Below are 26,690 nucleotides of genomic sequence, written 5' to 3' on the forward strand. Positions count from 1 at the left end.
CCTCACCCAAGCTGCGCTAGCCAGCAGGCTGGCAAGCTTCGCTAACCCTCTCCCCTGTCCAGGGGAGAGGGAAGAAGCGATTATTAGTATCGATCCGACCTGGGGACGGGGGTGCCGAAGGGTGTCCCCGTTCTTCGTGTCGGGCTTGGCCTTCGACTTCGCTCAGGCTGAACGGAGGTTGGGGAACTGGGCTGGATACCAAACCCCGTTCTGCCTGAGCGAAGTCGAAGGCCACGGGAAACCCTATCGCCGCTTGCCCTTCGTCTTCACCGGCACCGGCGGAGCCGTCACCGGCACCGGCGGCTGGCTCGTGACCACCACATTCAACGGATCGCGCACGCCCGGATCGGCGGGAAACTGCGCGCGTGCCCTCGCAAAGACCGCCCGCGCCTGTGCCGCGCCCGGTTCGGTCGGACTGGTGCCGACCCAGCGCCAGTGCCACGGCTCCCACTTCACCCGCTGCCTGTTGCCCGCCGGGAAGCTCATCTCGAATCCGAAGCGCGGCGCGTTGGCGATCAGCCAGCGTGCGGCCGGGGTCGCCGCCATGCAGGCCTCGGCATCGGGGCAGCCCTTGGCCGGGCGGACCGCGAAGTCCAGCGCATAGCCGGTCGCATGCTCGCTATGCCCCGCAGGCGCGACCGAGACGGCGCGCTCGGCGGCGGACACGCTGCGGTCGCGGCAGAAGACGTTGCGCTGGCGCGCGACCTCGCGGTGGCAGGACAGGCCGCGCAGCGTGCCCCCCACCGACGGATCGCGGCGGGCCGCGTCGAGCAGCCGCTGAAGATCGGGGATCATCGCCCGGTGCAGGCGGCAATAGGGCTTGAGGCCGAAGCCTGTCGGGGCGGGCACGATGTCCTCGGGCGGCGCGTCGCCGTAAGCGAAATGCCCCGCGACCCGGCCGTCGGGGCCGGGCGGCGGCAGCGCGCCGTCGCAGGATTGCGCCTGTGCCGTCACGGGCATCGCGGCGATCGTCAGCAGCGCCAGGAAGCGCAGGAAAAAGGCGGGGGCGGTCGGCATGACGCGCGCGCCTCTGGCATGTCGGCGCGCACGGTGGCAAGGGAGCGGCATGCACGGAGATCGCGTTCTATTCATCGACGGCGAAGCGCTGGTGATCGACAAACCGGCGGGCCTGCCTGTCGATCGGCCCCGTAACGGGTCGATCAGCCTCGAAAACCATCTGGAATCGCTCAAATTCGGGTTCAAGCGCTGGCCGACCGCGGTCCACCGGCTGGACCGCGACACCAGCGGCTGCCTGTTGCTGTCGCGCAATCCCAAGGCGCATGCCCGCTTCCAGCAGGCGTTCGAGGCCGGGCTGGTCGAGAAGCGCTATCTGGCGGTGCTGAACGGCGTGGTCGAGGGCGAAGGGATGATCGACCTGGCGCTCGCCAAGGTCTCGACGCGCGAAGAGGGCTGGCGGATCGTCGCCGATCCGGCGGGCAAGGCGGCCCGTACCGGCTGGCGCGCGCTGCGCCATGAGGGCGGGCGGACGCTGGTCGAGTTCCGTCCCGAAACCGGCCGCACGCATCAGATCCGCGTCCATGCCGCGACGGGCCTCGGCGCGCCGGTGGTGGGCGATCCCGTGTATGGCGCGGGCGAGGCGGGGGGGATGCTGCTCCACGCCGCCAGCCTGACGCTGCCGCGCGGCGAGACCAAGGACCCGATCACGGCGGAGGCCCCGTTGCCCGAACGCTTCGGCGCGTTTCGCGACTAGGGTGGACCGGCGATGGCGCTGATCCCCGTCACCCGCGCCATCGCGATCGACGAGCGCGAGATCGCCGAGAGCTTCACTCGCGCCTCCGGGCCGGGCGGGCAGCATGTCAACACGACCGACAGCGCGGTGCTGCTGCGCTTCGACGTGGGCGGCTCGCCGAGCTTGCCGGAGGCGGTGAAGATGCGGCTGGCCGTGCTGGCGGGGCAGCGGCTGAGCAAGGACGGCGTGCTGACCCTGCGCGCCGATGCCAGCCGCTCGCAGGAGATGAACCGGCGCGAGGTGCGCGAGCGGCTTATCGACCTGATCCGCGAGGCGACGATCGTGCCCAAGAAGCGCCGTCCGACCAAACCCACCCGCGCGTCCCAGACCCGGCGGGTCGATGCGAAGAAGGGGCGGGCGCAGGTGAAGGCGGGGCGGGGGAAGGTCCGGTTCGACTGAAAGCGCCGGGGCGTGGCCTTCGACTTCGCTCAGGCTGAACGGCGTGAGGGGTTTGTGGCCCCATATTCCAACGTCCGTTCAGCCTGAGCGAAGTCGAAGGCCATGCGAATCGCCCAAGAAAAACGGGCCGGCGAACTGATCGCCGACCCGCTTCCCATTGCCGAAGGGCGAACCCTTTAGCGGCGGACATCCTCGCCCGCGCGGACCAGCGCGTTGCCGGTCGCCTGGCGGGCATTGTCTGCGCCCTGCTCGATCTTGTCGCCCGCCCGGTCCAGGCCACGGTCGATATTGTCGCCTGCGCGGTCGGCATGCGCCGCAGCCCGGTCACCGGCGCGGTCCAGCTTGTCGCCCGCCTTGTCCATGGCATTCTCGGCCGAGTTCAGCGCGCGTGCGGTCGCCGCCTCGACATCGTCCGAGGCGTTCTGCGTCGTCGCCTTCACGTCCGAACCGATGGCGTCGGCGGCCTGCTCGGTCTGCTGCTGGGCATTTTCGCTGCACGCGGCCAGCGACAAGGCGGCGGCACCGGTCAGGGCGAGGATCAGGGCCTTCTTCATGGCAAACACTCCCGTTTCAAACATATGATCGGCGTGCCAACGCAGATTATCCGTTTCGGGTCCGTGTCGGCCGAAATCTGTTCGCTCCGTTGACCGCATATAAAGATATCTTTATATCGTGATCCATGGCCAATGCGCTCGAAATCTTTCGCGCCCTCAGCGATCCGACGCGGCTGCGCATCCTGGCGCTGCTGCGGTCGATGGAGCTGTCGGTAGGCGAACTGGCGCAGGTGCTGGGGCAGAGCCAGCCGCGCGTCAGCCGCCATGTGAAGATCCTGGTCGATGCCGAACTGGCCGAGCGCCGCAAGGAAGGCAGCTGGGTCTTCGTCGCGCTGGGCGACCGCGAGGCGGTGGAGCCGATGATGGCGGCGCTCGATCGCTGGACGGCGGATGCGCCCGACCCCTGGATGGTCGCCGATGTCGCGCGGCTGGCGGCGGTGCGCGCCGACCGGGCGGCGAGCGCGGCGGCCTGGTTCGAGGATCATGCGGGCGAGTGGGATGCGATCCGATCGCTCCATGTCGCGGACAGCGAGATCGAGGAGGCGATGGCGGGCCTGATCGGCGAGGGCGATCTGGGCGCGCTGATCGATATCGGCACGGGCACCGGGCGGATGCTGGAGCTGTTCGGCGACCGGGCGGACTCGGCGCTGGGCATCGACCGCTCGTCGGAGATGCTGCGGCTGGCCCGCGCCAAGCTGCACGGCCGCGCCAATACCGAGTTGCGGCAGGCGGACCTCTATGCGCTGCCCATGGGCGATGGCGCGGCGGACATCGCGATCCTGCACCATGTGCTGCACTTCGCGCAGCAGCCGGGCGCGGCGATCGCCGAGGCGGCGCGGGTGCTGGGGCCGGGCGGGCGGCTGCTGATCGCCGACTTCGCGCCGCACGACCGCGAGGAATTGCGGCAGAAGGCGGCGCATAGCCGCCTGGGTTTCGCCGACGAACAGATGGCCGGATGGTTCGGCCCGGCGGGGCTGACGCTGGCGCGAACCGAGACGCTGGAGGGCGGCGAACTGACCGTCAAGCTCTGGCTGGGTGTGAAGAAGGGGCTTCGGCCCGTCGAGACGAATAGGGTGAAGGCGGCATGACGAACACGATCCTGACGCGGGCCGAAGCCGCGCTGGCGCATGAGGAACCGCTGTTCGCCGATGTGGGCGGCGATATCGCGGTCAGCTTCGAATTCTTCCCGCCCAAGACGGAGAAGATGGACGCCCAGCTGTGGGACGCGATCCGCACGCTGGAGCCGCTGGACCCGCGCTTCGTGTCGGTGACCTACGGCGCGGGCGGCTCGACCCGCGAGCGGACCCATGCGACCGTCGCGCGGATCCAGCGCGAAACGACGATGGATGCCGCCGCGCATCTGACCTGTGTCGAGGCGACCCGCGAAGAGATCGACCAGGTGGCGCAGGAATATTGGGCGGCGGGCGTCCGCCATATCGTGGCGCTGCGCGGCGATCCCCCCGCCGAGGGCGCGCGCTTCGTCAGCCATCCCGGCGGCTATGAGAATGCCGCCGATCTGGTCGCGGGCCTGAAGAAGCTGCACCCGTTCGAGATTTCGGTCGCGGCCTATCCCGAATGTCACCCGGATTCGGCGGACCAGAAGGCGGATATCGACAATCTGAAGCGCAAGATCGACGCGGGCGCCAACCGCGCGATCACGCAATTCTTCTTCTCGCCCGAGGCCTATTTCCGTTTCCGCGATGCCGCCGCCGCCGCAGGGATCACCGCCGAGATCGTGCCGGGCATCCTGCCGGTGTCCAACGTCGCGCAGACCCGCAAGTTCGCCGCGATGTGTGGCGCGGCGATCCCCGAATGGATGGACCGTCTGTTCGAGGGGCTGGACGATCATCCCGGCGCGCGCCAGCTAGTCGCCGCCACCATCGCCGCCGAGATGTGCCGCCGCCTCTATGCGGGCGGGGTGAAGGGGTTCCACTTCTACACGCTCAACCGCGCCGAGTTGGCCTATGCGATCAGCCATTTGCTGGGCGTGCGGGGGAAGAAGGGCGAGGCGGTCGCCGCGGCGTGATCTTAACCCTTCGGGGGTAGGGCGGGGGCGATATGGCAGGCCGTGTCGCCTGGGGCTTTCCCTCCCCCGGCCCCTCCCGCCTGCGGGAGGGGAGAGATGAATTCGAGGGTCGGGGTGGCGACGGCGCATAACCTACGACCCAAGCACGCCCCTCCCGCAGGCGGGAGGGGATGGGGGAGGGCAGGGCCACAGGCGGTGACGCTTGCGGCGCACCCGAACCAGACGAACAACCGCTCGCCAGAGCAGGAGCCAAGACGATGACGACCCGCGAAACCTTCCTGGCCGAAGCCGCCAAGCGCATCCTGATCACCGACGGCGCGTTCGGCACCGAGATCCAGAACTGGAAGCTGGACGAGGCGGCCTATGCGGGAACGCTGGGCCTGTCCCATGACCAGAAGGGCAATAACGACATACTGGCGCTGACCAAGCCCGAGGTGCCCGAGGCCATCCACCGCGCCTATTTCGAGGCGGGGGCGGACATTGCCGAGACCAACACCTTCTCCGCCAACCGGATCAGCCAGGCCGATTACGGCGCGGAACATCTGGTGCGGGAGATCAATGTCGAGAGCGCCAAGCTCGCCCGCCGCATCGCCGACGAATTCGCCGCGAAGGACGGCCGCCCCCGCTTCGTCGCGGGCGCGATCGGGCCGACCAACAAGACGCTGTCGCTGTCGCCGGACGTCAACGATCCGGGTTACCGCGAGATCGACTTCGACTATCTCAAGGACGTGTACCGCGAACAGATCGACGCATTGGTCGAGGGCGGCGCGGACTTCATCCTGATCGAGACGGTGTTCGATACGCTGAACGCCAAGGCCGGGATCATGGCGACGATCGAGGCGGGCGAGGCGCTGGGCCGCGACATTCCGATCATGTTGTCGATGACGCTGACCGACTTGTCGGGCCGCAACCTGTCGGGCCATACGGTCGAGGCCTTCTGGCATGCGGTTCGCCATGCCCGGCCGCTGACCATAGGGCTGAACTGCTCGTTCGGGGCGGAGCAGCTTCGTCCGCACGTCAAGACGCTGTCGGAAATCTGCGACACGCTCATCATGATCTACCCCAATGCCGGGCTGCCCAACGAGCTGGGCGCTTATGACGAGGCACCCGTCACCACCGCCGGTCTGGTCGGCGAATGGGCGGTCGAGGGGCAGGTCAATGTGCTGGGCGGCTGCTGCGGCTCGACGCCTGCGCATATCAAGGCGATCGCCGACAAGGTGAAGGGCATGACCCCCCGCACCATCCCGACCCCGCCGGTCGTCACCCGCCTCGCAGGGCTGGAGCCGTTCACCATGGCCGCCTGACCTTCTAGCCCTCTCCCCTCCGGGGAGAGGGTTGGGTGAGGGGTAGGGGTCTCGTAGAGACCGGCCTCTCAGTGAGACACAGCCCCTCTCCCAACCCTCTCCCCGGAGGGGAGAGGGCTAAGAAGAAGAACCAATGACCACCAACACCTCCACCAGTTTCGTCAATGTCGGCGAGCGGACCAACGTCACCGGATCGGCGGCGTTCAAGAAGATGATCCTGGCGGGCGATTACACCCGCGCGGTGGAGGTGGCGCGCAGCCAGGTCGAGAATGGCGCGCAGGTGGTCGACGTCAACATGGACGAAGGGCTGCTCGACGCCGAATATGCCATGACCACCTTCCTCAAGCTGATCGCCGCCGAACCCGATATCGCGCGCGTGCCGATCATGATCGACAGCTCGAAATGGAGCGTGATCGAGGCGGGCCTGAAGTGCGTGTCAGGCAAGCCGATCGTCAACTCGATCAGCATGAAGGAAGGCGAGGAGGCGTTCCTCCACTATGCCCGTCGCTGCATGGCTTACGGCGCGGCGGTGGTCGTCATGGCGTTCGACGAGGTGGGGCAGGCCGACACCCAGGCGCGCAAGGTCGAAATCTGCGCGCGCGCCTATGACCTGTTGATGGGGATCGGCTTTCCGCCCGAGGACATCATCTTCGACCCCAATGTCTTCGCGGTCGCGACCGGCATCGAAGAGCATAACAATTACGGCGTCGACTTCATCGAGGCGTGTCGCGAGATCAAGGCGCGCTGCCCGCACGTCCATATCTCGGGCGGCCTGTCGAACCTGTCGTTCAGCTTCCGCGGCAACGAGCCGGTGCGCCGCGCGATGCACTCGGTGTTCCTCTACCACGCCATCCCGGCGGGCATGGACATGGCGATCGTCAATGCGGGCCAGCTCGACGTGTACGACACGATCGATCCCGAACTGCGTACCGCCTGCGAGGATGTGATCCTCAACCGCGACCCGGAAGCGGGCGAGCGTCTGGTGGCGCTGGCCGAGCGCTATCGCGGCACCGATGCGGTGGCCGAGAAGCAGGCCGCGGAGTGGCGCAGCCTGCCCGTCACCAAGCGGCTGGAATATGCGCTGGTCAAGGGCATCGACGCGCATGTCGTCGACGATACCGAGGAATGCCGCCAGGCCTTTGCCCGCCCGATCGAGGTGATCGAAGGCCCGCTGATGGACGGCATGAACGTCGTCGGCGACCTGTTCGGATCGGGCAAGATGTTCCTGCCGCAGGTGGTGAAGTCCGCGCGCGTCATGAAGAAGGCGGTCGCACACCTCCTCCCCTTCATCGAGGCGGCGAAGGAACCCGGCGCCAAGGGCAAGGGCAAGATCGTGCTCGCGACCGTGAAGGGCGACGTGCACGACATCGGCAAGAACATCGTCGGCGTCGTGCTCCAGTGCAACGGCTTCGAGGTGGTCGATCTGGGCGTCATGGTCCCCTGGTCGAAGATCATCGCGGCGGCGGTCGAGAATGACGCCGACATGATCGGCCTGTCGGGCCTGATCACCCCCTCGCTGGACGAGATGGTGACGGTGGGCGAGGAGATGCAGCGGGCGGGGATGACCATGCCGCTGCTGATCGGTGGCGCCACGACGTCGAAGGTCCATACCGCGCTGCGCATCGCGCCCGCCTATTCGGGGCCGGTGGTGCACGTCCTCGACGCCAGCCGCGCGGTCGGCGTGGCGACGACCTTGGTGTCCGACACCCAGCGTGACCCCTATGTCGCGCAGGTCGCCGCCGATTACGAAGCCGTCCGCAAGGCGCGCGAGGGGAAGGGGGCCAATGCCCTGCTGCCGCTGGAGGAAGCCCGTGCGCGCGGCTTCGTCGCGGACATGGCGCTGAAGGCGGGTGAGCCCAAGCAGCCGGGCGTGCATGTCTATCAGGATTGGAACCTGTCCGACCTGCGCGACTATATCGACTGGACGCCCTTCTTCCGCGCCTGGGAACTGGCGGGCAATTTCCCCGCCATCCTGACCGACGAAGTGGTCGGCGAGAGCGCCAGCGGGCTCTACGCCGATGCGCAGGCCATGCTCGACACCATCATCGCCGAGAAGTGGCTGACCGCGCGCGGTGTCGCCGCGCTCTGGCCGTGCCGTCGCGACGGCGATGATGTGATCCTGACCGCCGGGGGCGAGGAGACCCGCATCCCCTTCCTGCGCCAGCAGATCGCCAAGCGCGAAGGCCGCGCCAATATGTGCCTGGCCGACTTCATCGACCCGGCGGGCGACTGGATGGGCGGCTTCGCGGTCGGCATCCACGGCATCGACGCGCATATCGAACGCTTCCGGGCGGGGCATGACGATTATAACGACATCCTGCTCAAGGCTCTGGCCGACCGTCTGGCCGAGGCGTTCGCCGAGCGGCTCCATGCGCATGTCCGCACCGACCTGTGGGGCTATGCGGCGGGCGAGCAGCTGACCAACGAGGCGCTGATCCGCGAGCAATATCGCGGCATCCGCCCCGCGCCGGGCTACCCCGCCTGCCCCGAACACAGCATCAAGCGGACGCTGTTCGACCTGCTGGGGGCGGAGAGCGCGGTCGGGCTGGAGTTGACCGACAGCTTCGCGATGCTGCCGACGGCGGCGGTCAGCGGCTTCTACTTCGGGCACGCCCAGGCCGAATATTTTGGCGTCGCGCGGATCGGCGAGGACCAGGTGGCGGACTATGCCACCCGGCGCGGGGTCGATGTCGCGCAGGCGACCCGGTGGTTGCGCCCCAATCTCGATTGATCGGGGCGTTTAATGATTCCTGACGGCTTGATCTTGATTATTATCAAGGCAAGCGAGCAGTCGATGCTAATCACATAGGATATAAAGGCTTTTTGGGAACGCTGCCCATCGCGTCGCGTTGGGGCATCCCATGTCGAAAACCGGAAGCAGCCTTTTCCCCGCGCACGATCCCAGCGAGCCGCAATCGGCCGAGCTGCTGCGTGCGCATATCGCGGCAGCGGATTTCCCTTGCGTCGGCGCCAAGGCGGCGATGGCGCGGGGGACGCTGGATATTCTGGGCGCGCGCGACATCGCCAGCGCCTGGGACGATCTGCGCATCCATGACCGGCTGCGGCGTTTCGCCGAACGCTATCGCGCCGAGCCGCAGCTGTTCCGCAGCCTGGCGGTGGTGTTCGCCGGACCCGAGCAGCTGGACGAAGCCGCGTTCGAGCGCGCGATCTGGGCGCGGATACAGTCGCTGTCGGACAAGGATGTCTGGCTGGGGCAGGACTGGGACGAACGGGTCAGCGCCGACCCGGAAGACCCGCATTTCTCGCTGTCGTTCGGCGGCGAGGCGTTCTTCGTCGTCGGGCTGCATCCCAACGCCAGCCGCCCCGCGCGGCGTTTCCCGCGTCCCGCGATGATCTTCAACCTGCATGACCAGTTCGAGATATTGCGCGCCCAGGGCAAATATGAGGGGATGCGCGAGAAGATCATGGTCCGTGACGAGGCGCTGGCGGGATCGCGCAACCCGATGCTGGCGCGCCATGGCGAGATGAGCGAGGCCCGGCAATATAGCGGTCGCGCGGTGGAGGAGGGCTGGCGTTGCCCCTTCCACTATGCGGGCACGGATGCCGGGGCCGGTCGATGAGCGCGACGACGGTCGAGATTCCGCCCCGCAGCGGTGACGCCTTTCGCATGGCCAGGGGCGACAGCCTGACCGTCATCGACCCGCGCGGGCGACAGGTCGCCGATCTGCTCGCCTTCAACGCGGAGGATCTGGACGAGGTGATCTCGTCGGGCCGGACGCTCGATTATGCCGAGACGATCCGCCTGACCACCGGGCACAAGCTCTATTCCAACCGCTCGCGGGTGATGCTGGAGATCGTCGCGGATACGGTGGGGATGCACGACTTCCTGCTGACGCCCTGCTCGGTCGACACGTTCGACCATTTCTATCCCGACCTTCCGCGCCATCGCGGATGTTTCGGCAATCTGGCGGCGGCCCTGGCGCCTTTCGGCGTGGTGCCCGACCGGATTCCGGTGGCGTTCAACTGCTTCATGAACGTGCCGGTCGACGGGACGACCGGCAAGCTGGAGGTGCTGCCGCCGCTCAGCGGACCCGGCGACCATATCCGCTTCATGGCGCATATGGATCTGGTGATCGGCCTGACCGCCTGTTCCGCACCTGCGTCGAACGGCGGGAGCTTCAAGCCGATCGAATATAGGGTCGAGCGCCCCTGACATTCCTCCCCTGTAAGGGGAGGTGGCAGCCCGGAGGGCTGACGGAGGGGTGTCGCGGCCAGTGGGGACACCCCTCCACCACCGCTTCGCGGCGGTCCCCCTCCCCTTGCAGGGGAGGAATAAGCATCACTTCTTACACGTATCCGCAGCACCCGGATCGAGGTCCAGGCAGCGCCCGTCCACGCCGGGGATCGGCAGTCCGATCGTCGCCGCCAGCGTCGGCGCGATGTCGACCGTCTCGACCGACAGCGGCTGCTCGAACCCGGCCATGCCCTTGCGCCAGAACAGGATCGGCACGCGGCGGTCATAGTCCCAGGGCGAACCATGCGTCTCGACATAGCCCGGTGCGGCTTCCTCGATCGTCGTCACGCGCGGCTTGAGCAGGATCAGCAGGTCGCCCGAACGCGTCGGGTCGTAGGAGGACCGCGCCTTCTCCTTCAGCGTCCAGGTCTCCGGCGGGGTGGTGGGCCAGGGCGTCGCGGCGATCTCGTCGCGGGTCAGCGCGGCGGCGACCTGCGGCAGTGCCTCGTAACGGCGCTTCGCCTCGGCCAGCACCTTCGCGCGCGTGGCGGGTGGCAGATCGCGGTTGATATAGATGTCGCCTTCCGCGCTCGTCATGATCGGCGGGGTGTTGGACAGGCCCATGTCGCGCGCGATCGCGGCCGACATCGCCTTGGTCTTGGCCTCGGGCGCGATATGGCTTTCCATCGGCATGGCGCGGATCTGCTGCCGCTCGGTCATGTCATGCGCGCCGTGGTCGGCGGTCAGCATCACCTCATAGTCGACGCCGGTCGCATCGAGCACGTCGAAGAAGCCCGCCAGCGAGCGGTCGAGCTCCTCCATCTGGATGCACATCTCGGCCCCCTGGGTGCCCAGCGCATGGCCGATATAGTCGGTCGCCGACAGGCCGACCGACAGGATGTCGGTCTGCGGCCCCTGGCCCAGCTTCATGTCCTGGACGAAGCCCGCCGCCATCGCCAGCACCGCCGCATCGGCGGCGGGCGAGACGCGGAACGCCTTCAGGTCGCCCGCCGCGCGCTGGAACCGGCCGGTGCCCAGGGTCTGGCTGCCGACCGTGATCGGCCGGTCGAGCGATTTGCAGAAGCCGGGCAGCGGTAGCGGCGCCTGCGGCCGGGCGACCAGATCGGCGACCGCCTTGCGCGTGCGCTCCACGACCGGCGGCACGGTGCGTCCGGCATAGGAGACATAGGTCTTGCCGTCCCACCACCAGATCTCGTCCATCTTGTGCCCGCCCATCATCACGGCGGCGCGGTCCTTGCCCGCGACCGAGACGGTGCGGACACGCGGGTCGGCGGTCTTCATCCGCTCGCCCAGCGTCGGCACCTTCAGGTGCATGTCCGACACGGTGTAGTTGTTATGGTCGTTGCCCGCGACGCGCTCGTCCTCCGAGCAATAGACGATCTTGTCCGCGCGCCCGACCGACTGGTCGATCCAGTTGTTGGCGATGATCCCGGTATGCGCGGGGCGATAGCCGGTCAGGATGGTCGAGTGGCCGGGACAGGTCTCGGTCGCGGCATGGCTCTGATAGCCCGAGGGGAAAACCGCGCCGGTCAGCAGGCGCGCCATGCCGCCGGTGAAATGGTTGCGATATTGCTGGAACAGGTCGGCGGAGAACTGGTCGACCGAGATCGCCACGATCAGCTTGGGCGGCGTCGTGGGAAAGGGGGGCTGCGGCGTGCCCGGCAGGGTGACGACGGGGGCGGGCGCGGTGCCCGGCACGGGGCTGGCGGTCTGGGCGAGCGCCGGGGTGGCGAACAGCGCGGCAGAGGCGAGAAGCGCGGCAGTCAGGGAGTTCATGGGCAACCTTGGTGCAAAGCGTGGACGGGGACGCTATGGAACGCGAAAGCGGGTTAGGGCAAGGTCGATGCGCGGTTGGTTTTACATCCTGATGACGGCGCTTTTCATGGTGATGGGCTATGCCCCCGCCATGGCGGAAAGCGGCCCACCGGCCGCGCCCGGCGCGATCCATCTGCCGATGCGCCTCGTTCCCGAAAGCGCGACCCCGGCGGCGGGCGGCCATGTCACGCTGGCCATCGCCGCCACGCCCGAAAAGGGCTGGCACGGCTATTGGAAGAATGGCGGCGATGCAGGCCTGCCGACCGAGGCGCACTGGACGCTGCCCCGGGGCGTGACGGCGGGCGAACTGCGGTATCCGGTGCCGGGGCGGCTGAAGATCGCTGGGCTGATGAACTATGTCTATGAGCGGCCCTTCGCGCTGCTCGTCGATCTGAACGTGCCCGCCGGGCTTGCCAAGGGCACCGCGCTGCCCGTGTCGGTGAAGCTCGACTATCTGGTCTGCACCGACACCATCTGCGTCCCCGAAAGCCAGACGCTGTCGACCACGCTGACCGTGGGCGACGGCGCGGTCGCACCTGCGACGCGCGCCGAGTTCGACCGCTGGCGTGCCGCGCTGCCCCGGCCGCTGGGCGGCGACGGCGTGATCGAGACGAAGGGCAAGGGCGTGCGGATCGCCGTCCCGCTGCCCGCCTCGGTCGCGGTGAAGGACGCCTATTTCTTCCCCGACCGCAGCGGGCTGATCGACCATGCCGCGCCGCAGACGCTGACCCGCAATGGCGACCAGCTGATCCTGGCCATCCCGGCCGCCGCCGTGCCGACGCCGGGGCCGGTGTCGGGTGTGCTGTCGATCGGCGAGGGGCAGGGGCTGGCCTTCGCCGCCAAACCGGGCGCGATCGCCGGGGCGGGCGGCGAGGCCGATCATGGCCTTGGCGCGGTGGCGCTGGCCTTTCTGGGGGCGGTGCTGGGCGGGCTGCTGCTCAACATCATGCCCTGCGTCTTTCCGATCCTGAGCCTCAAGGCGCTGAGCCTCGCCCGTGGCGGCGGCGACGAGCGGCATGCGCGGGCCGAGGCGCTGGCCTATACGGCGGGCGTGGTGCTGGTGTGCGTGGGGCTGGGCGTGATCCTGCTGGCGCTCCGCGCAGGGGGGCAGAGCGCGGGCTGGGCGTTCCAGTTGCAGGACCCGCGCGTGATCGGCGTCCTCCTGCTGCTCGTCGCGGGGATCGCGTTCAACCTGGCGGGGCTGTTCGAGCTGCCGACCCCGGCCTTTGCGGGCCGTTCGGGCGCGATAGGGTCGTTTGCGACCGGCGCGCTGGCGGCGTTCGTCGCGACGCCCTGTTCGGGGCCGTTCATGGCCGGAGCGCTGGGCGCGGCGCTGGTTCTGCCCGCCGCCGCCGCGCTGGCGGTGTTCGCCGGGCTGGGGATCGGCATCGCGCTTCCCTTCATCGCCATCGGTTTCGTGCCCGCGTTGCGGCGGCGGCTGCCCAAGCCGGGCATGTGGATGGTGCGACTGCGCCATATCCTGTCGGTGCCGATGTTCCTGACCGCGCTCGCGCTGGCGTGGATATTGGGGCAGGAGGCGGGGGTGACCGGCATGACGCTGGGGCTGGCGGCCGCGTTGCTGGCCTCGCTGGGCTTCTGGTGGACGGGGCTTCGCCAGCATGGCGGCAAGGGCCGCGCGGGCTGGCCCGCCATCGCCGCGCTGGTGCTGGCGGTGGCGATCGTGGTGACGGTCAAGCCCGCCGCAGCGTTGGCCAGGACCACCGCCGACACCGCCTTCAGCGAAGCCAGGCTGGAGGATCTGCGCAAGCAGGGCCGCCCGGTCTTCGCCTATTTCACCGCCGACTGGTGCCTGAGCTGCAAGGTCAACGAAGCCGCCGCGATCGAGCGCAGCTCGGTGCGCGATGCGTTCCAGCGCAACAAGGTGGCGGTGCTGGTCGGCGACTGGACCGATGGCGATCCCGTGCTGGGACGGTTTATCGAGAGGCACAACCGGGCCGGGGTGCCGCTCTACCTCTATTATGCCCCCGGCGCGAAGGAACCGCAGGTCCTGCCGCAGGTACTGACCCCGTCGATGCTGGAGAAGCTGGGGGCGTAAGTTCCTATAATTCCTCCCCTGCAAGGGGAGGTGGCAGGGCGAAGCCCTGACGGAGGGGTGTCCCGCTCTCGATAGGGTGACACCCCTCCGACGCGCTGCGCGCGCCACCTCCCCTTGCAGGGGAGGAATTATCCTATGCCCCCCTTGCACGCCCCCATCATGCGGTGCAGCATGGAACCCGGCCGCAAGGGGGAGCGTAACAACCGGATGGGGACCATCGCCGCGTTCGACGAAATCATGGGGGGCTCGGGCGCGGTTGCGTCTCGCCCCGAACTGTCTGCTTTGCACCGCTGGCTCGATACCACTCCCGACACCGAATTGCGCCGCCGCCAGCAGGCGGCCGAGGCGACCTTCCGGCAATTGGGCATCACCTTCGCCGTCTATGGCGAGAGCGATGCGGCCGAGCGGATCATCCCGTTCGACATCGTCCCGCGCGTCTTCCTGCCCGACGAATGGGCGCGCCTGTCCGAAGGGCTGGTCCAGCGGGTCGAGGCGATCAACGCCTTTCTCGACGACATTTACGGCGAGCGGAAGATCCTGCGCGACGGCATCCTGCCGCCCGACCTGATCTTCGGCAATCCGCAGTTCCGCCCCGAAATCGCGGGGATGCGCCCGCCGCACGGCGTCTGGGCGCATATCTGCGGCATCGATCTGGTCCGGACCGGCCCGGACGATTTCTTCGTGCTGGAGGACAATGCCCGCACCCCCTCGGGCGTCAGCTACATGCTGGAGAATCGCGAGGCGATGTTGCGCCTCTGCCCCGAGCTGTTCCGCCAGTTCCGGGTGGCGGCGGTCGACAGCTATCCCGACCGGCTGCTCGCCACGATGAAGTCGGTCGCGCCGCACGGCGTGGCCGAGCCGACCTGCGTCGTGCTGACGCCGGGCCATTACAACTCCGCCTATTACGAGCACAGCTTCCTGGCCGATTCGATGGGGATCGAGCTGGTCGAGGCGGCCGATCTGGTGGTGGACGACGACATCGTCTGGATGCGCACCATCGCGGGCCGGGTGAAGGTCGATGTCATCTATCGCCGGGTCGATGACGATTTCCTCGATCCCTTGGTCTTCCGCCCCGATTCGATGCTGGGCGTGCCCGGCCTGATCGCGGCCTATGCGGCGGGCAATGTCGCCATCCTCAACGCGCCGGGCAACGGTATCGCCGACGACAAGGCGATCTACAGCTATATGCCCGACATCGTCCGCTATTATTCGGGGGCCGAGCCCAAGCTGAAGAATGTCGAGACCTGGCGCTGTCGCGAGCCCGAGGCGCTGGCCTATGTGCTCGACCATCTGGACGAACTGGTCGTCAAGCTGGTCGACGGGTCGGGCGGCTATGGCATGCTGGTCGGCCCGACCGCGACAAAGGCGCAGATCGAGCATTTCCGCGCCGCGCTGATCGCCGAGCCGCACCGCTATATCGCGCAGCCGACGCTGGCGCTGTCGACCGTGCCGACGCTGGTGGAAAGCGGGGTCGCGCCGCGCCATGTCGATTTCCGCCCCTTCGTCCTGACCGGCCGTAACGGGGTTGAGGTGACGCCGGGCGGCTTGACCCGTGTCGCCCTTCGCGAAGGCTCGCTGGTCGTCAATTCCAGCCAGGGCGGCGGCACCAAGGACAGTTTCGTCCTGCTCCATCCCGAACCGGATAGCTGGGTCCAGGTGCAGGGCCAGCAGTCGCAGATCCAGACGCAGGGGGCGCGCTGATGCTGTCGCGGACCGCATCCTCGCTCTACTGGCTGGGGCGTTATTTCGAACGGGCGGACTTCATCGCCCGGCTGGTCGAGGCGACCGTCCGGCTCGATGTGCTGTCGCCGCGATCGGCGGGGCTGGCCGCCTGGGGCTCGGCGCTGGCCGTCACCGATACCGCCAGCGCCTTTGCCGATGGCGGGCGCGAGCTGCGTCGGCGCGAGGTCGCGCGTTTCCTGACGGTCGAGAGCTGCCATCCCGGCTCGATCGTCCGCTGCGTCGACATGGCGCGGACGAATGCGCGCGCGGTCCGCACCGCGCTGACCCGCGAGGCATGGAGCGCGATCAACCGCGCCTGGCTGCATTTCGAGGCCAAGCCCGCCGCCGACGATCCCACCGCCGTCCTCGGCCTGGTCGAGGCGGTGAAGAACGAGACGCGCGGGTTCGAGGGTGCGGTCCACCGGATGCTGCGCAACCAGACGACATGGTTCATCCGGCTGGGCCAGGCGGTCGAGCGCGCGGATAACACCGCGCGGCTGCTCGACGTCAAATACCACATCCTGCTGCCGGCGGGCGAGCGGATCGGCGGGGTCGTCGATCGCGACCAGTGGACGACGATCCTCCAGACCGTCTCCGCCGTCACCGCCTATCGCTGGCTCTATTCCGACGGGCTGAAGCCCGCCAATGTGATCGACCTGCTGATCGCGCGCACCGAACTGCCGCGCAGCCTGGCGGCGTCGGTCGAGGAAACGGTGGACGTGCTGGGGCAATTGGCCCGGCGAACGGGGCAGCATGGGGAAGCGGATCGTATGGCGAGGGTGCGCGCAAACCGGATGGGCAAGACGCGGTCGGGCGACGTGATCGCGGGCGGGCTTCACCAATATCTCGAAGCCTTTATCCAGGAGAATGCCCAGTTGCACGGCGCCATCGGCCGTCAGTTCAAGTTCGCCTGATGCGTATCGCCATCGAGCATCAGATCACCCACCGCCTGCAAGGGCGCGGCGGGGCGATCGCCCAGATGCTGCGCCTGACACCGGGTAACAGCGACGACCAGACGGTCGGGCACTGGCGGATCGATGTCGACTGCGACGCGCGGCTGCGCCCCGGCCAGGACGGGTTCGGCAATGCGGTGACGATGCTCTATATCGAGGGGCCGGTCGAACAGGTGACGATCACCGCCAGCGGCGACGTGCTGACCAGCGACGCGCATGGCGTGGTCCATGGCACCATCGAGACGCTGCCGCCCGCGCTGTTCCTGCGCGCGACCCCCGCGACCCCGCAGGACGCGGCGATCGCCGCCTTCGCGCGCCAGGTGACGCAGGACACGGACGGGCCGCTCGCCGCGCTCCATGCGCTGAACGCGGCCTTGCATCGGCGCTTTGCGGACAAGGTCGGGCCGAGGGCGGCCGATGCGGGACATGCCTTCGCTGCGGATGCGGTCGGGGCGTGCGACTTGGCGCATATCTTTTGCGTGGCGGCGCGGTCGCTGGCGATCCCGGCCCGCTTCGTCTCGGGCTTCGCGCTGCTCGACGGTGCGACCAGCGCGCATTGCTGGGCCGAGGCGCATGTCGAGGGGCTGGGCTGGATCGGGTTCGATCCCAGCATCGGCCTCAGCCCGCAGGACCGCCATGTCCGGGTCGCGGTGGCGCTCGATGCGGCAGGTGCCGCGCCGGTGGCGGGCGAGGCGTGGAGCGACCGGGTTCCGGTGGCCGCCGCGAGCCAGTAGGATATAAGCCCGACCCCGACCCTCCCCTGAAGGAAAGGGGAGGGGCCGTCGGCTATGCCTCGCCCGCCTCGATCGCGGTTTCGACCGCGGGCGGGCCGGAGGCATCGGGATTGTCGGGATGGAGCGGCGCCCAGCCGCGCGGGCCCAGCGCCTCCAGCGGCTGGTAGCGGGTCTTGTACATCATCCGCGCCGATCCCTTCACCCAATAGCCCAGATAGACATAGGGCAGGTCGGCCGCGCGGGCGCGCAGGATATGGTCCATGATGATGAAATTGCCCAGGCCGGGCCGCGTCGCATCCTGCGTCTCGAAGAAGCTGTAGATCATCGACAGCCCGTCGCCCTGCCGATCGGTCAGGCAGGCCCCCAGCAACCGCCCGCGCTGCCCCTGCGGACCGGCGGGTTCGCGATATTCGATCAGCATCGACTTGACCGGCGACAGCTCGACCATGTCGGCATAGTCGCTTTCGTCCATCGTGGTCATGCCGCCGCCCGGATGCCGCTCGCCCAGATAGCGGCGCAGCAGGTCGAACTGCTCGGCGGTCGCCCAGGGCTGGCAGGCGGTCACCTCCAGATCGGCATGACGGCGGAGCAGCTTGCGCTGGGTGGCATTGGGGCGGAACCCCGTGCTGAGCACCCGAACCGAGACGCAGGCGGTGCATCCGGCGCAGGAGGGGCGATAGGCGACCCCCTGGCTGCGGCGAAAGCCGATCCGGCTCAGCGCCTCGTTCAGCTCGTCGGCATGTTCGCCGTTGAGCTCGGTGAACACCTTCCGCTCCTCGCGCCCTGGCAAATAGGGGCAGGGCGCCGGGCTGGTGACGAAGAAGCGCGGAAAACGAAAGGGCGCAGTCACCGCCGGGCAGTTCCTTCAGGAGGGGAGAAGCACATGTCTAGCGATCTTCCCGCCCGATGGGATGGGGGTATCGTCGTACGGAAACGGGACGGTCGGCCGGGACATCGCTGACCCGGCCGCCATCGGGATCATGCGAGTTCGACCTGCGTCGTCTCGTACCCCGCCGCGCGCAACGCCTCGATCAGCCGGTGCAGGTGGAGCGCGTCGCGCGTCTCGCATTCGATATCGGTGATCAGCCCCTTGGCGGGCAAAGTGGTGAAGACGCGCTGGTGATAAACCTCGATGATGTTCACCCGCTCGTGGTCGAAGATACGTGCGACGTTGAAAAGCGCGCCCGGCTGATCCTGCAACCGGATGCGCAGCCGCGCCAGCCGCCCCGAGCGCGCCAGGTCGCGCAGCAGGACATTGGCCAGGAGACGCGTGTCGATATTGCCGCCGCACAACACGATGCCGACTGTCTTGCCCCGGAAGCGTTCGGGATACGACATTAACGCCGCCAGCCCCGCCGCGCCCGCACCCTCGACCACCGTCTTCTCGATCTGGAGCAGCGCGCTGACCGATTCCTCCAGATGGCGTTCGTCGACCAGCAGGATCTCGCGGACCAGCTGCGCCACCATTTGCGAGGTCAGGCCGCCCGGCTGCTTGACCGCGATCCCTTCGGCCAGCGTATCACCCGCGCAGGGCAGGGTGGTGCCGTTCAGATGGTTGTACATCGAGGGAAACAGCTGGGCCTGCACGCCCACCACCTCGACCGGCGGGGTGGCGGCCGCCGCGACCGTGGCCATGCCCGAGATCAGCCCGCCGCCGCCGATCGGCACGATCAGCGTATCGATGTCGGGCGCATCCTCCAGCATCTCGAGCGCGACGGTGCCTTGCCCTGCGATGGTACGCGGATCGTCGAACGGATGGACGAAGGTATAGCCGCGCTCGGCCTCCAGCACGCGGGCATGGGCATAGGCGGCGTCGAAGGTGTCGCCCTCCAGCACCACGGTCGCGCCGTGCCCTTCGGTTTGGACGACCTTCACGATGGGGGTGGTGCGCGGCATCACGATGGTGGCGGGCACGCCCAGCCGGTTGGCGTGATAGGCCAGGCCCTGCGCATGATTGCCCGCCGAGGCGGCGATCACGCCCTTGGCGCGCGCTTCGTCGGACAGTTGCAGCAGCGTGTTGAGCGCGCCGCGTTCCTTATAGGCGGCGGTGAACTGGAGATTCTCGAACTTCAGATAGACGGTCGCGCCGGTCAGCTGGGACAGGGTCCGGCTGATCAGGGTCGGCGTACGGATGATCCGGTCCGAAATCCGCGCATGGGCGGCGCGAACATCGTCGATCGTGACGATAGGCGCGGCCGATACAGGGACGGAGGACGGGATTTCCGAAGCGGCCTCTGGGGCGGTGCGAGTTACCATGGATCAGGCCGTAGCCGATCGGGGGCGGGAGGTGAACCGTTTCGGTGGCGGCGTTGTCGAGGGCGGGAAACTTCTTCTCCCTTCCTGCGGGCGGCGGGGCGGGCCGGGGAGGGCCTCTCCCCTCCCGCAGGCGGGAGGGGTCGGGGGAGGGCAAGATGTCTCACCGAGCCCGTCCGCCCGCGGCGTTCCCTCCCCCATCCCCTCCCGCCTGCGGGAGGGGCGTGCCTGGCTAAACGGCATGCGCCGCCGCAGGCGTCCCCCTTTTTGCAGGGGCGCGCTCACAGAGACCATTCCTCGAAGGAACGCCCTACCACTGTTGCATTGCGGCATCGCCGCCCACGCGAATCGTGCCCGAATGCAACAAGCGCCCGGCACCTGCGTTGCTGGCCTTTTGGGGCCATGCTAGGGCGTCGCGATGATCACAGGGTTGCCACGGATGTCGCCGATGATCCGCTCCGTCACCGGCACGATCGCCCAGTCATGAGCATCGCACCGACCGGGATCGCCACCACCGCGACCGAAGAATCCCATTCCCACCATCCCCAGGGGCTGGGGCGCCTGGCGCTGGGGGCGATCGGGGTCGTCTTCGGCGACATCGGCACCAGCCCGCTTTACGCCTTTCGCGAGACCTTCGCGAACCCGCACCACCCGCTGCCGCTCGACAATGCGCATATCCTGGGCGTCATCAGCCTGATCTTCTGGTCGATGATGATCGTCGTGTCGGTCAAATATGTCGCGATCATCATGCGCGCCGACAACCGGGGCGAGGGGGGCAGCCTGGCGCTGCTCGCGCTCGTGTCGGGGCAGACCAAGACGCGGCGCTGGTCGCGCGGGATCGTGCTGCTCGGCGTCTTCGCCACCGCGCTCTTCTATGGCGACAGCATGATCACCCCCGCCGTCACGGTGCTGGGCGCGGTCGAGGGCCTGGCGGTCGCCGCCCCCGCCTTTGGCAGCTTCGTCCTGCCGATCGCGATCACGATCCTGATCGTGCTGTTCAAGATCCAGCGTTCGGGGACGGAGCGGGTCGGGCTGTTCTTCGGGCCCGTCATGCTCGTCTATTTCACCGCCATCGCGGTGCTGGGCATCATGAGCTTCGTGCAGACGCCCGAGGTGCTGTTCGCGCTGTCCCCGCATTATGCGGTGCAATTCTTCCTGATCGAGCCGGTGCGTGGCTTCCTGGCGCTGGGGTCGGTCGTGCTGGCGGTGACGGGGGCGGAGGCGCTCTATGCCGATATGGGCCATTTCGGGCGGCGGCCGATCGGCCTGTCCTGGCTGGTCTTCGTGCTGCCCGCGCTGATGCTGAACTATATGGGGCAGGGGGCGCTGCTGGTCCGCGAGGGCGCGGCGGCGCTGGAGAGCCCCTTCTACATGCTGGCGCCCGAGGGGTTGCAGCTTCCCCTCGTCATCCTCGCCACCGCCGCCGCCGTGATCGCCAGCCAGGCGGTCATCACCGGCGCGTTCTCGGTCACGCAGCAGGCGATCCAGCTGGGGTTCATGCCGCGTCTGCGCATCGAGCATACATCGGCCGCGACCGCCGGTCAGATCTACATCCCGCTCATCAACTGGATGCTGATGGTGATGGTGATCCTGCTGGTGCTGTTCTTCCGCTCCTCGTCCAACCTGACCTCGGCCTATGGGATCGCGGTGACGGGGGCGATGCTGATCGACACCTGCCTGCTCGGCGTCGCGCTGACCCGGTTGTGGAAATGGCCGCTCTATGCCGCGCTGCCGCTCCTCGGCCTGTTCTTCCTGGTCGACGGCGCCTATTTCCTCGCCAACCTGACCAAGGTGCCGTCGGGGGGCTGGTTCCCGCTGCTGGTCGGCTTCATCATCTTCACCTTCCTGACCACCTGGTCGACGGGGCGCAAGCTGATGATCCAGCGGTTGCGCGAAGGGACGATGCCGATCCACATCTTCATCGATTCGGCCGCCGGCGCCGCCAGCCGGGTGCCCGGCACCGCGATCTTCATGACCTCCTCGCCCGAGGGGGTGCCGCACGCGCTGCTCCACAATCTCAAGCACAACAAGGTGCTGCACGAGCGGATCATCCTGCTGACCGTCAAGATCATGAGCCAGCCCTATTGGCCCGAGGGCGAGCGCGCCAAGCTGGACGATCTGGGACATGGTTTCCACCGGCTGGTGCTGCGCTTCGGCTTCATGGAAGAAGCCGACGTCCCGTCGGCGCTCAAGCGGGTCGAGATGGCGGGCGGGGCGTTCAAGATGATGGACACCAGCTTCTTCCTGTCGCGCCAGACGCTGCTCGCCGCCGAGCGGCCGGGCATGTCGGTGTGGCGCGAGAAGCTGTTCTCCTGGATGCTGCGCAACGCCGAAAGCGCGATGGAATTCTTCCGCCTGCCCACCAACCGCGTGGTCGAGCTGGGCAGTCAGGTCGAGATTTGAGCGGCGAACCAGCCCCGATCATCGTCACCGCGCTGTTCGGGCGCGCCGACCAGGGCTGGTTCGACGGCTTGCGCCGCCAGCATTTTCCGCCCGAGCGCAACGTGCTCGATGCGCATTGCACGCTGTTCCACCATCTGCCGCCCTCGGTCGAGGCGGAGCTGAAGCATCGGCTGAACGGCTTGACGCGCGGGCAACGCGCGCCGCAGGCGCGGGCGGGCGGGCTGATGTCGCTGGGCCGGGGTGTGGCGATTCGGATCGAATCGCCCGGACTGGTCGCGATCCGGCGCGAACTGGTCGATGTCTTTGCCGGGATGCTGACCCCGCAGGACGCGGGCGGCTGGCGCGCGCATGTGACGATCCAGAACAAGGTGACACCCGCCACCGCCAAGCTGCTCCTCCAGCAGATGGAGCGCGATTTCCGCCCGCGCGAGGTGGAGGTGATCGGGCTGGGGGCCTGGTGGTATCGCGGCGGCCCCTGGGAAATGCTTTCGCGTCATTTGTTCGCTTGACGCCCGAAAATAGCCTGTCTATAGGCGCGCCTCCACCGGGTGGAACGCCTAGCATGGCGAAGTAGCTCAGCTGGTTAGAGCAGCGGAATCATAATCCGCGTGTCGGGGGTTCAAGTCCCTCCTTCGCTACCACCCGGTGTATTTCCTTCCTCAGAATGACGCGGATGGCCAAGCCTCCGATGTCTCCGGTCCTGGCTTACTGGATCGGCACGCGACGCTGACGCCGAGCGTCCTTTATCCGACAGTATCGAACGTGCCCCAAAGGCCCGTGGCGTTGCGGACGCCGGAAACCGGGTCCCGCCATGTGCGATGATGCCCATTCCAGCGCATGATTATTGGGCAAGCGAGAGCGTGTTGGATGCCCATGCGACCGCCAGCGATCGGAGCGTGCATCGTCTCAAAACTGGTATTCGTAATAAGATGGAAGTCGCCACGCCCCAATCTCGATCATCCATTCTAAATTGTCCAATATCATGATGAACTTAGATTGGCTCATATAGTTCTCGATCAATAAGTCTGTCGTCAAAATATTTACTAATAAAACAACTGGCGATATAGTTGGGGCCTGGGAAACACGCCCAGAAAATGTCTTATTTATTCAGTGGTATAATCGGAATGCCTCCATATTTGTCTGGCGCGATGTGATATGGAAGGGGCGCGCTATGCCGGATTGGGGCGGGTGGCCAGGGCGGCCGCGAGGGTGGTCATGGATTTGCTCGAATGGCCCAAGCAAAGGCCTTCCCCGGATTTGGTTCCGCCCATGGTTTTCGATTATCGGACGGATGATGGTTCCGAAATCAATGTCCAGTTGCGCAACTGGATCGAGGATGGCGATTGTGTCTGGGGTTCGCCTTTTCCGGACGAAGAGCAGAGATGCTATCATCGTCTTCGTATCGTGCGCTTTCATTGGCCCGCGATGGATCAGGACACGTTCCGCCTGATCAACGAATTGCCGCTCGCGAGCTTCATGTTTCGACGCGATATTCCAATCACTTTCGAAAATCTCGACCTGTCGGTCTATCACCAGCGGAACGCAGGCTGAAGAAGGCGAGGCATCGCCTCGGCTTCATCGGACAATACACAGGTTGATCCGCACCTTTTGGGACGCGGCGTCGAATAGCCTTGCCGCAGCCATGGGTGTTCGGGCTGTCCTGTCGGAATCGACCGGCGGCCGCATCTCGCCGCTTTCGCCTCAGGACTCGCCCGGCGGGTCAGCGGTCCGCGTGGGCATCCAGAAACCGTGCAAAATCCGCCGCATGCCCATTGTCCTCCGACCTGACCTATGCGGAAGGATGACATCTTGGCCATTGTTGCGATAGAGGGGCGGCGGACGTATTTTCGTGCCGCGATTCATGACCTGATCTTAACGGATATTTGGTCAATCGGGCGATAGGTCCCCTCATCACGACCCCAATGGGAGGCTTTGGGTTCCACGCCGTGAATGCCGCCGTCTATGCCCTGATAGCCAATAGCTGCATGGCGGCGCTGTTCGTCGTGACGTACGGCGTCGTCGCGATCACCTATTCGCGGCAGCGCGCGGCGGTCTGGTTCATGGTCAGCTATCTGCTGGGTTTCCTGACCCCGATCTGCGAATTGCTGTTCCGCTTCACCGATTATCGGCTGCTGTTCGCGGTGCTGGGATATGCCGCGTTCCTCGGCGCCATCACGGTGATGTCGGTGGGGATCCAGGCCTTTGCGGGTCATCGGCTATGCCGCCGTCCCGCCGCCTTGCTATGGGCGGGCGGAATGACCCTGCGGATGAGCCTGCTGGGCGGCACCCGCAACAGCCTGCCCTATGAGATGCTGTTCCAGCTGCCGTTCGCGCTCGGATCGATCCTGGTCCTGCTCTCCATCCGGCGGATCGCGCAGAAGGGGCCGATCCGAACCCTGCTGATGGTGGTGTTCGGGATCATCGGCGCGCATTTCCTGGCCAAGCCGTTCATGGCGGCGTCGCTGGGGGCGGGGCATTCGGCGCAATATTATGCGACCAGCTATTATGCGGTCGTGTCGCAGGTCTCGACCGGGGTGTTGCTGGTCGCGGCCGGGCTGTTCCTGATGCTGCTGGTCATCCAGAAGGCGCTGGACGACACGATACGGGATGCGGAGAGCGACCCGTTGACCGGGCTGGCCAATCGGCGTGGACTGGCCCGGGCGGGCCCCGCGCTGCTCGCCGAGGCCAAGCGTGACGGGCACGGCCTTTATGCGATGGTCCTGGACCTCGATCACTTCAAGCGGGTCAACGACATGTTTGGGCATGCGATGGGGGACCGGGTGCTGGTGGCCTTCGCCGACCTGCTGCGGACCGTGGCGGCGCGCGACGTGCTGGCGGTGCGCCTGGGGGGTGAGGAATTCGCGCTGCTGGTGCCCGATGCCTTTGGTCCGGCGGAGCGATCCGACAACCGGGCCAGCCACCTGGCCGGCGACATCCGCGCCCTGCTTCGTCGGTTCGACCGGCAGGGCCTGCCACCCCTGACGGTCAGCGGCGGCATCGTGCGCCATGCACCGGGCGAGACGCTCGACGATCTGATCGCCCGCGCCGACCAGCTGGCCTATCGCGCCAAGCGGGCCGGGCGCGACCATATCCTGCACGAGCCGATGCCCGTGGCGGTCGAGCCGTCCCATGACTGGCACGACGAGTCCGAACCGGGGCGGCGCGTCGCCACGGGCTAGGCCCGGTCAGTCGCGGAACAGCCCGTGCGGGTCGTTCGCGACCAGCATGGCATCGGCACGCGCCAGCGCGATCAGCGTCAGGCCCTGCGTACGGGCATGGTCGATCGCGAGACTGGTCGGGGCCGAGATTCCGACCAGCATCCCGACGCCCGCGACCAGGGCCTTGTCGACCATCTCATAGCTGATCCGCGAGGTGACGAGGATGAAGTCCGCCGCCCGACCCGATCGCGCCAGCGTGCCGACCAGCTTGTCGAGCGCATTGTGCCGCCCGACATCCTCCGCCGCCGCGAGCGTCACGCCCGCCGCATTGCAGGCGATGGCGGCATGGACCGCGCCGGTCAGCGCGTTGAGCGGCTGGGACGCGCGAATGCCCTCCAGCGCGGCGAACAGCGTCGCGGTGCGGGCCTGGGGGGCAGGGGGGCGGTTGGCGACGGGGCGGGCGATCTGCTCCAGCCCGGACAGCCCGCACAGGCCGCAGCTGGTGTCGCTCGTACGGTGGCGGACCCGGTCGTGGATCCGCCCCCGGCAATGTTCGGCCAGCGTCACGCGGACGATCCAGCCCGCCTCCGCCGCAAAGGGATCGATCTCGACGATATCGCCCGGCGCGTCGATCAGCCGTTCGGTCAGCAGGAAGCCGGTGGCGAAGTCCGCCAGCCGCTCGGGCGTCATCATCATCACCGCATAGCCAAAGCCGTCGACCTCGATCGCAACCGGGCATTCGACCGCGACGGCGCGGGTGATCGGCTCGACCGTATCGGGCGACAGGCGGACGAGCGTCAGCGGCCGGACGGGATCGCCAGTGACCGCCGTCACAGGGCGGCGAGGTCGGCGGGGGTGTTCACATTGGCGATCGGCTGGGGCGATGCGATGGGGATCGCCCCGATCGCCTGGACCCAGCCGCGCACCGAGCGATCGCGGTTGAGCGACAGATGCGCCATCAGATGCGCCCCCAGGGCGGAAGGCCAGAGCCCCAGCACCGGCGCATCCTGGCAATAGCTGGGCTCGCGCCGCAGGATCGCGTCGATCAGCCCGTTGGGCAGGCGCGGCATGTCGCACCCGATGGTCAGGACACAGCGAAAGCCATGGGCAGCGGCATAGTCCAGCGCACCCGCGATCCCGCCGAGCGGCCCCAGATCGGGCTCGGGCATGTCGGGCACGCCTTGCGCGCCGCCCACCTGCACCACGCGCGCGCAATGGGGGGCGATGGTGGCGCGCGCATGCGCCACCAAGGTACGGTCGCCCAGCATGGCGACCGCCTTGTTCGATCCGAAGCGCGACGAACGCCCCCCGGTCAGCACAGCTCCCAATATGCTCATGACGTCATGC

Annotated in this window: 23 protein-coding genes and 1 tRNA gene; 17 read left to right on the forward strand and 7 right to left on the reverse strand. The window is 67.6% G+C overall.

Annotated elements, in window-relative coordinates; translation table 11 throughout:
* Window positions 1-243: 243 nt before the first annotated feature.
* The gene (locus ACFX59_RS03285; protein WP_387429651.1) at window positions 244-1,017 is read right to left on the reverse strand and encodes a M15 family metallopeptidase; all 774 of its coding nucleotides are present in this window, start codon (window positions 1,015-1,017) and stop codon (window positions 244-246) included.
* A gap of 49 nt (window positions 1,018-1,066) precedes the next feature.
* Here ACFX59_RS03285 and ACFX59_RS03290 point away from each other — a divergent pair, with 49 nt between their 5' ends.
* Window positions 1,067-1,711, forward strand: coding sequence for an RluA family pseudouridine synthase (locus ACFX59_RS03290; protein ID WP_387429654.1), 645 nt, complete (start codon window positions 1,067-1,069; stop codon window positions 1,709-1,711).
* Between the two features lie 12 nt (window positions 1,712-1,723).
* Window positions 1,724-2,149 carry an alternative ribosome rescue aminoacyl-tRNA hydrolase ArfB gene (arfB, locus tag ACFX59_RS03295; RefSeq protein WP_219020560.1) on the forward strand — a complete coding sequence of 142 codons (426 nt, stop codon included), beginning with the start codon at window positions 1,724-1,726 and terminating at the stop codon, window positions 2,147-2,149.
* 176 nt (window positions 2,150-2,325) lie between these two features.
* Here arfB and ACFX59_RS03300 read toward each other — a convergent pair whose 3' ends face one another.
* Entirely contained in the window at window positions 2,326-2,703 is a 378-nt protein-coding gene (locus tag ACFX59_RS03300) for a hypothetical protein (RefSeq protein WP_309693246.1), read from the reverse strand.
* Between the two features lie 125 nt (window positions 2,704-2,828).
* On the opposite strand from ACFX59_RS03300, the gene ACFX59_RS03305 reads away from it, so the two are divergent.
* The 6 genes from ACFX59_RS03305 (at window position 2,829) to ACFX59_RS03330 (ending at window position 10,207) form a co-directional block, all read left to right on the forward strand.
* Window positions 2,829-3,791 carry an ArsR/SmtB family transcription factor gene (locus ACFX59_RS03305; RefSeq protein ID WP_387429658.1) on the forward strand — a complete coding sequence of 321 codons (963 nt, stop codon included), beginning with the start codon at window positions 2,829-2,831 and terminating at the stop codon, window positions 3,789-3,791.
* A complete protein-coding gene (metF, locus tag ACFX59_RS03310; RefSeq protein WP_387429661.1) occupies window positions 3,788-4,729 on the forward strand; it encodes a methylenetetrahydrofolate reductase in 942 nt (313 codons plus the stop codon). Before ACFX59_RS03305 ends, metF begins: the two co-directional genes overlap by 4 nt.
* Before the next feature lie 257 nt (window positions 4,730-4,986).
* Window positions 4,987-6,033 carry a homocysteine S-methyltransferase family protein gene (locus tag ACFX59_RS03315; RefSeq protein WP_387429664.1) on the forward strand — a complete coding sequence of 349 codons (1,047 nt, stop codon included), beginning with the start codon at window positions 4,987-4,989 and terminating at the stop codon, window positions 6,031-6,033.
* 133 nt (window positions 6,034-6,166) lie between these two features.
* Entirely contained in the window at window positions 6,167-8,764 is a 2,598-nt protein-coding gene (gene metH, locus ACFX59_RS03320) for a methionine synthase (protein ID WP_387429666.1), read from the forward strand.
* 130 nt (window positions 8,765-8,894) lie between these two features.
* Window positions 8,895-9,614 (forward strand): guanitoxin biosynthesis heme-dependent pre-guanitoxin N-hydroxylase GntA, encoded by a 720-nt coding sequence (gene gntA, locus ACFX59_RS03325; RefSeq protein ID WP_307103313.1) that lies wholly within the window; start codon window positions 8,895-8,897, stop codon window positions 9,612-9,614.
* A complete protein-coding gene (locus tag ACFX59_RS03330) occupies window positions 9,611-10,207 on the forward strand; it encodes a DUF1989 domain-containing protein (RefSeq protein WP_387429669.1) in 597 nt (198 codons plus the stop codon). The genes gntA and ACFX59_RS03330 overlap by 4 nt, the downstream gene beginning before the upstream one ends.
* Before the next feature lie 126 nt (window positions 10,208-10,333).
* On the opposite strand, the gene ACFX59_RS03335 is transcribed toward ACFX59_RS03330, so the two are convergent.
* Window positions 10,334-12,025 (reverse strand): alkaline phosphatase family protein, encoded by a 1,692-nt coding sequence (locus tag ACFX59_RS03335; RefSeq protein WP_387429671.1) that lies wholly within the window; start codon window positions 12,023-12,025, stop codon window positions 10,334-10,336.
* 67 nt (window positions 12,026-12,092) lie between these two features.
* Here ACFX59_RS03335 and ACFX59_RS03340 point away from each other — a divergent pair, with 67 nt between their 5' ends.
* From ACFX59_RS03340 to ACFX59_RS03355, 4 genes are all read left to right on the forward strand, one after another.
* Complete coding sequence (locus ACFX59_RS03340; protein ID WP_387429673.1) at window positions 12,093-14,120, forward strand: protein-disulfide reductase DsbD family protein; 2,028 nt, start codon at window positions 12,093-12,095, stop codon at window positions 14,118-14,120.
* A gap of 207 nt (window positions 14,121-14,327) precedes the next feature.
* Window positions 14,328-15,821, forward strand: a complete 1,494-nt coding sequence (locus tag ACFX59_RS03345; protein ID WP_354295609.1) for a circularly permuted type 2 ATP-grasp protein — start codon at window positions 14,328-14,330, stop codon at window positions 15,819-15,821.
* Window positions 15,821-16,756: an alpha-E domain-containing protein gene (locus ACFX59_RS03350; protein ID WP_307103322.1), complete on the forward strand. Its 936-nt coding sequence runs from the start codon at window positions 15,821-15,823 to the stop codon at window positions 16,754-16,756. Before ACFX59_RS03345 ends, ACFX59_RS03350 begins: the two co-directional genes overlap by 1 nt.
* The gene (locus ACFX59_RS03355; RefSeq protein WP_387429675.1) at window positions 16,756-17,529 is read left to right on the forward strand and encodes a transglutaminase domain-containing protein; all 774 of its coding nucleotides are present in this window, start codon (window positions 16,756-16,758) and stop codon (window positions 17,527-17,529) included. The genes ACFX59_RS03350 and ACFX59_RS03355 overlap by 1 nt, the downstream gene beginning before the upstream one ends.
* Before the next feature lie 52 nt (window positions 17,530-17,581).
* Here the strand turns inward: ACFX59_RS03355 and ACFX59_RS03360 are convergent, their stop codons facing one another.
* Entirely contained in the window at window positions 17,582-18,379 is a 798-nt protein-coding gene (locus tag ACFX59_RS03360) for an arginyltransferase (RefSeq protein WP_387429677.1), read from the reverse strand.
* A gap of 128 nt (window positions 18,380-18,507) precedes the next feature.
* The gene (locus tag ACFX59_RS03365; protein ID WP_387429680.1) at window positions 18,508-19,785 is read right to left on the reverse strand and encodes a threonine ammonia-lyase; all 1,278 of its coding nucleotides are present in this window, start codon (window positions 19,783-19,785) and stop codon (window positions 18,508-18,510) included.
* Between the two features lie 480 nt (window positions 19,786-20,265).
* Here ACFX59_RS03365 and ACFX59_RS03370 point away from each other — a divergent pair, with 480 nt between their 5' ends.
* The 5 genes from ACFX59_RS03370 to ACFX59_RS03390 all read left to right on the forward strand — a co-directional run bounded on the left by ACFX59_RS03370 (window position 20,266) and on the right by ACFX59_RS03390 (window position 25,364).
* The gene (locus ACFX59_RS03370; RefSeq protein ID WP_387429682.1) at window positions 20,266-22,185 is read left to right on the forward strand and encodes a potassium transporter Kup; all 1,920 of its coding nucleotides are present in this window, start codon (window positions 20,266-20,268) and stop codon (window positions 22,183-22,185) included.
* Window positions 22,182-22,694: a 2'-5' RNA ligase family protein gene (locus tag ACFX59_RS03375; protein ID WP_354295542.1), complete on the forward strand. Its 513-nt coding sequence runs from the start codon at window positions 22,182-22,184 to the stop codon at window positions 22,692-22,694. The genes ACFX59_RS03370 and ACFX59_RS03375 overlap by 4 nt, the downstream gene beginning before the upstream one ends.
* 55 nt (window positions 22,695-22,749) lie before the next feature.
* A tRNA-Met gene (locus ACFX59_RS03380) sits at window positions 22,750-22,826 on the forward strand.
* Between the two features lie 514 nt (window positions 22,827-23,340).
* A complete protein-coding gene (locus tag ACFX59_RS03385) occupies window positions 23,341-23,736 on the forward strand; it encodes a hypothetical protein (protein ID WP_387429685.1) in 396 nt (131 codons plus the stop codon).
* A gap of 395 nt (window positions 23,737-24,131) precedes the next feature.
* Complete coding sequence (locus ACFX59_RS03390; protein ID WP_387429687.1) at window positions 24,132-25,364, forward strand: diguanylate cyclase domain-containing protein; 1,233 nt, start codon at window positions 24,132-24,134, stop codon at window positions 25,362-25,364.
* Between the two features lie 6 nt (window positions 25,365-25,370).
* Here ACFX59_RS03390 and fdhD read toward each other — a convergent pair whose 3' ends face one another.
* Together fdhD and ACFX59_RS03400 are read right to left on the reverse strand one after the other, a co-directional pair.
* Window positions 25,371-26,177 (reverse strand): formate dehydrogenase accessory sulfurtransferase FdhD, encoded by an 807-nt coding sequence (gene fdhD, locus ACFX59_RS03395; RefSeq protein ID WP_387429689.1) that lies wholly within the window; start codon window positions 26,175-26,177, stop codon window positions 25,371-25,373.
* Window positions 26,174-26,680 (reverse strand): molybdenum cofactor guanylyltransferase, encoded by a 507-nt coding sequence (locus ACFX59_RS03400; protein ID WP_387429692.1) that lies wholly within the window; start codon window positions 26,678-26,680, stop codon window positions 26,174-26,176. Before ACFX59_RS03400 ends, fdhD begins: the two co-directional genes overlap by 4 nt.
* Window positions 26,681-26,690: the final 10 nt, after the last annotated feature.

This window comes from Sphingomonas sp. NCPPB 2930 (assembly GCF_042867205.1).
Taxonomy (GTDB): Bacteria; Pseudomonadota; Alphaproteobacteria; order Sphingomonadales; family Sphingomonadaceae; genus Sphingomonas.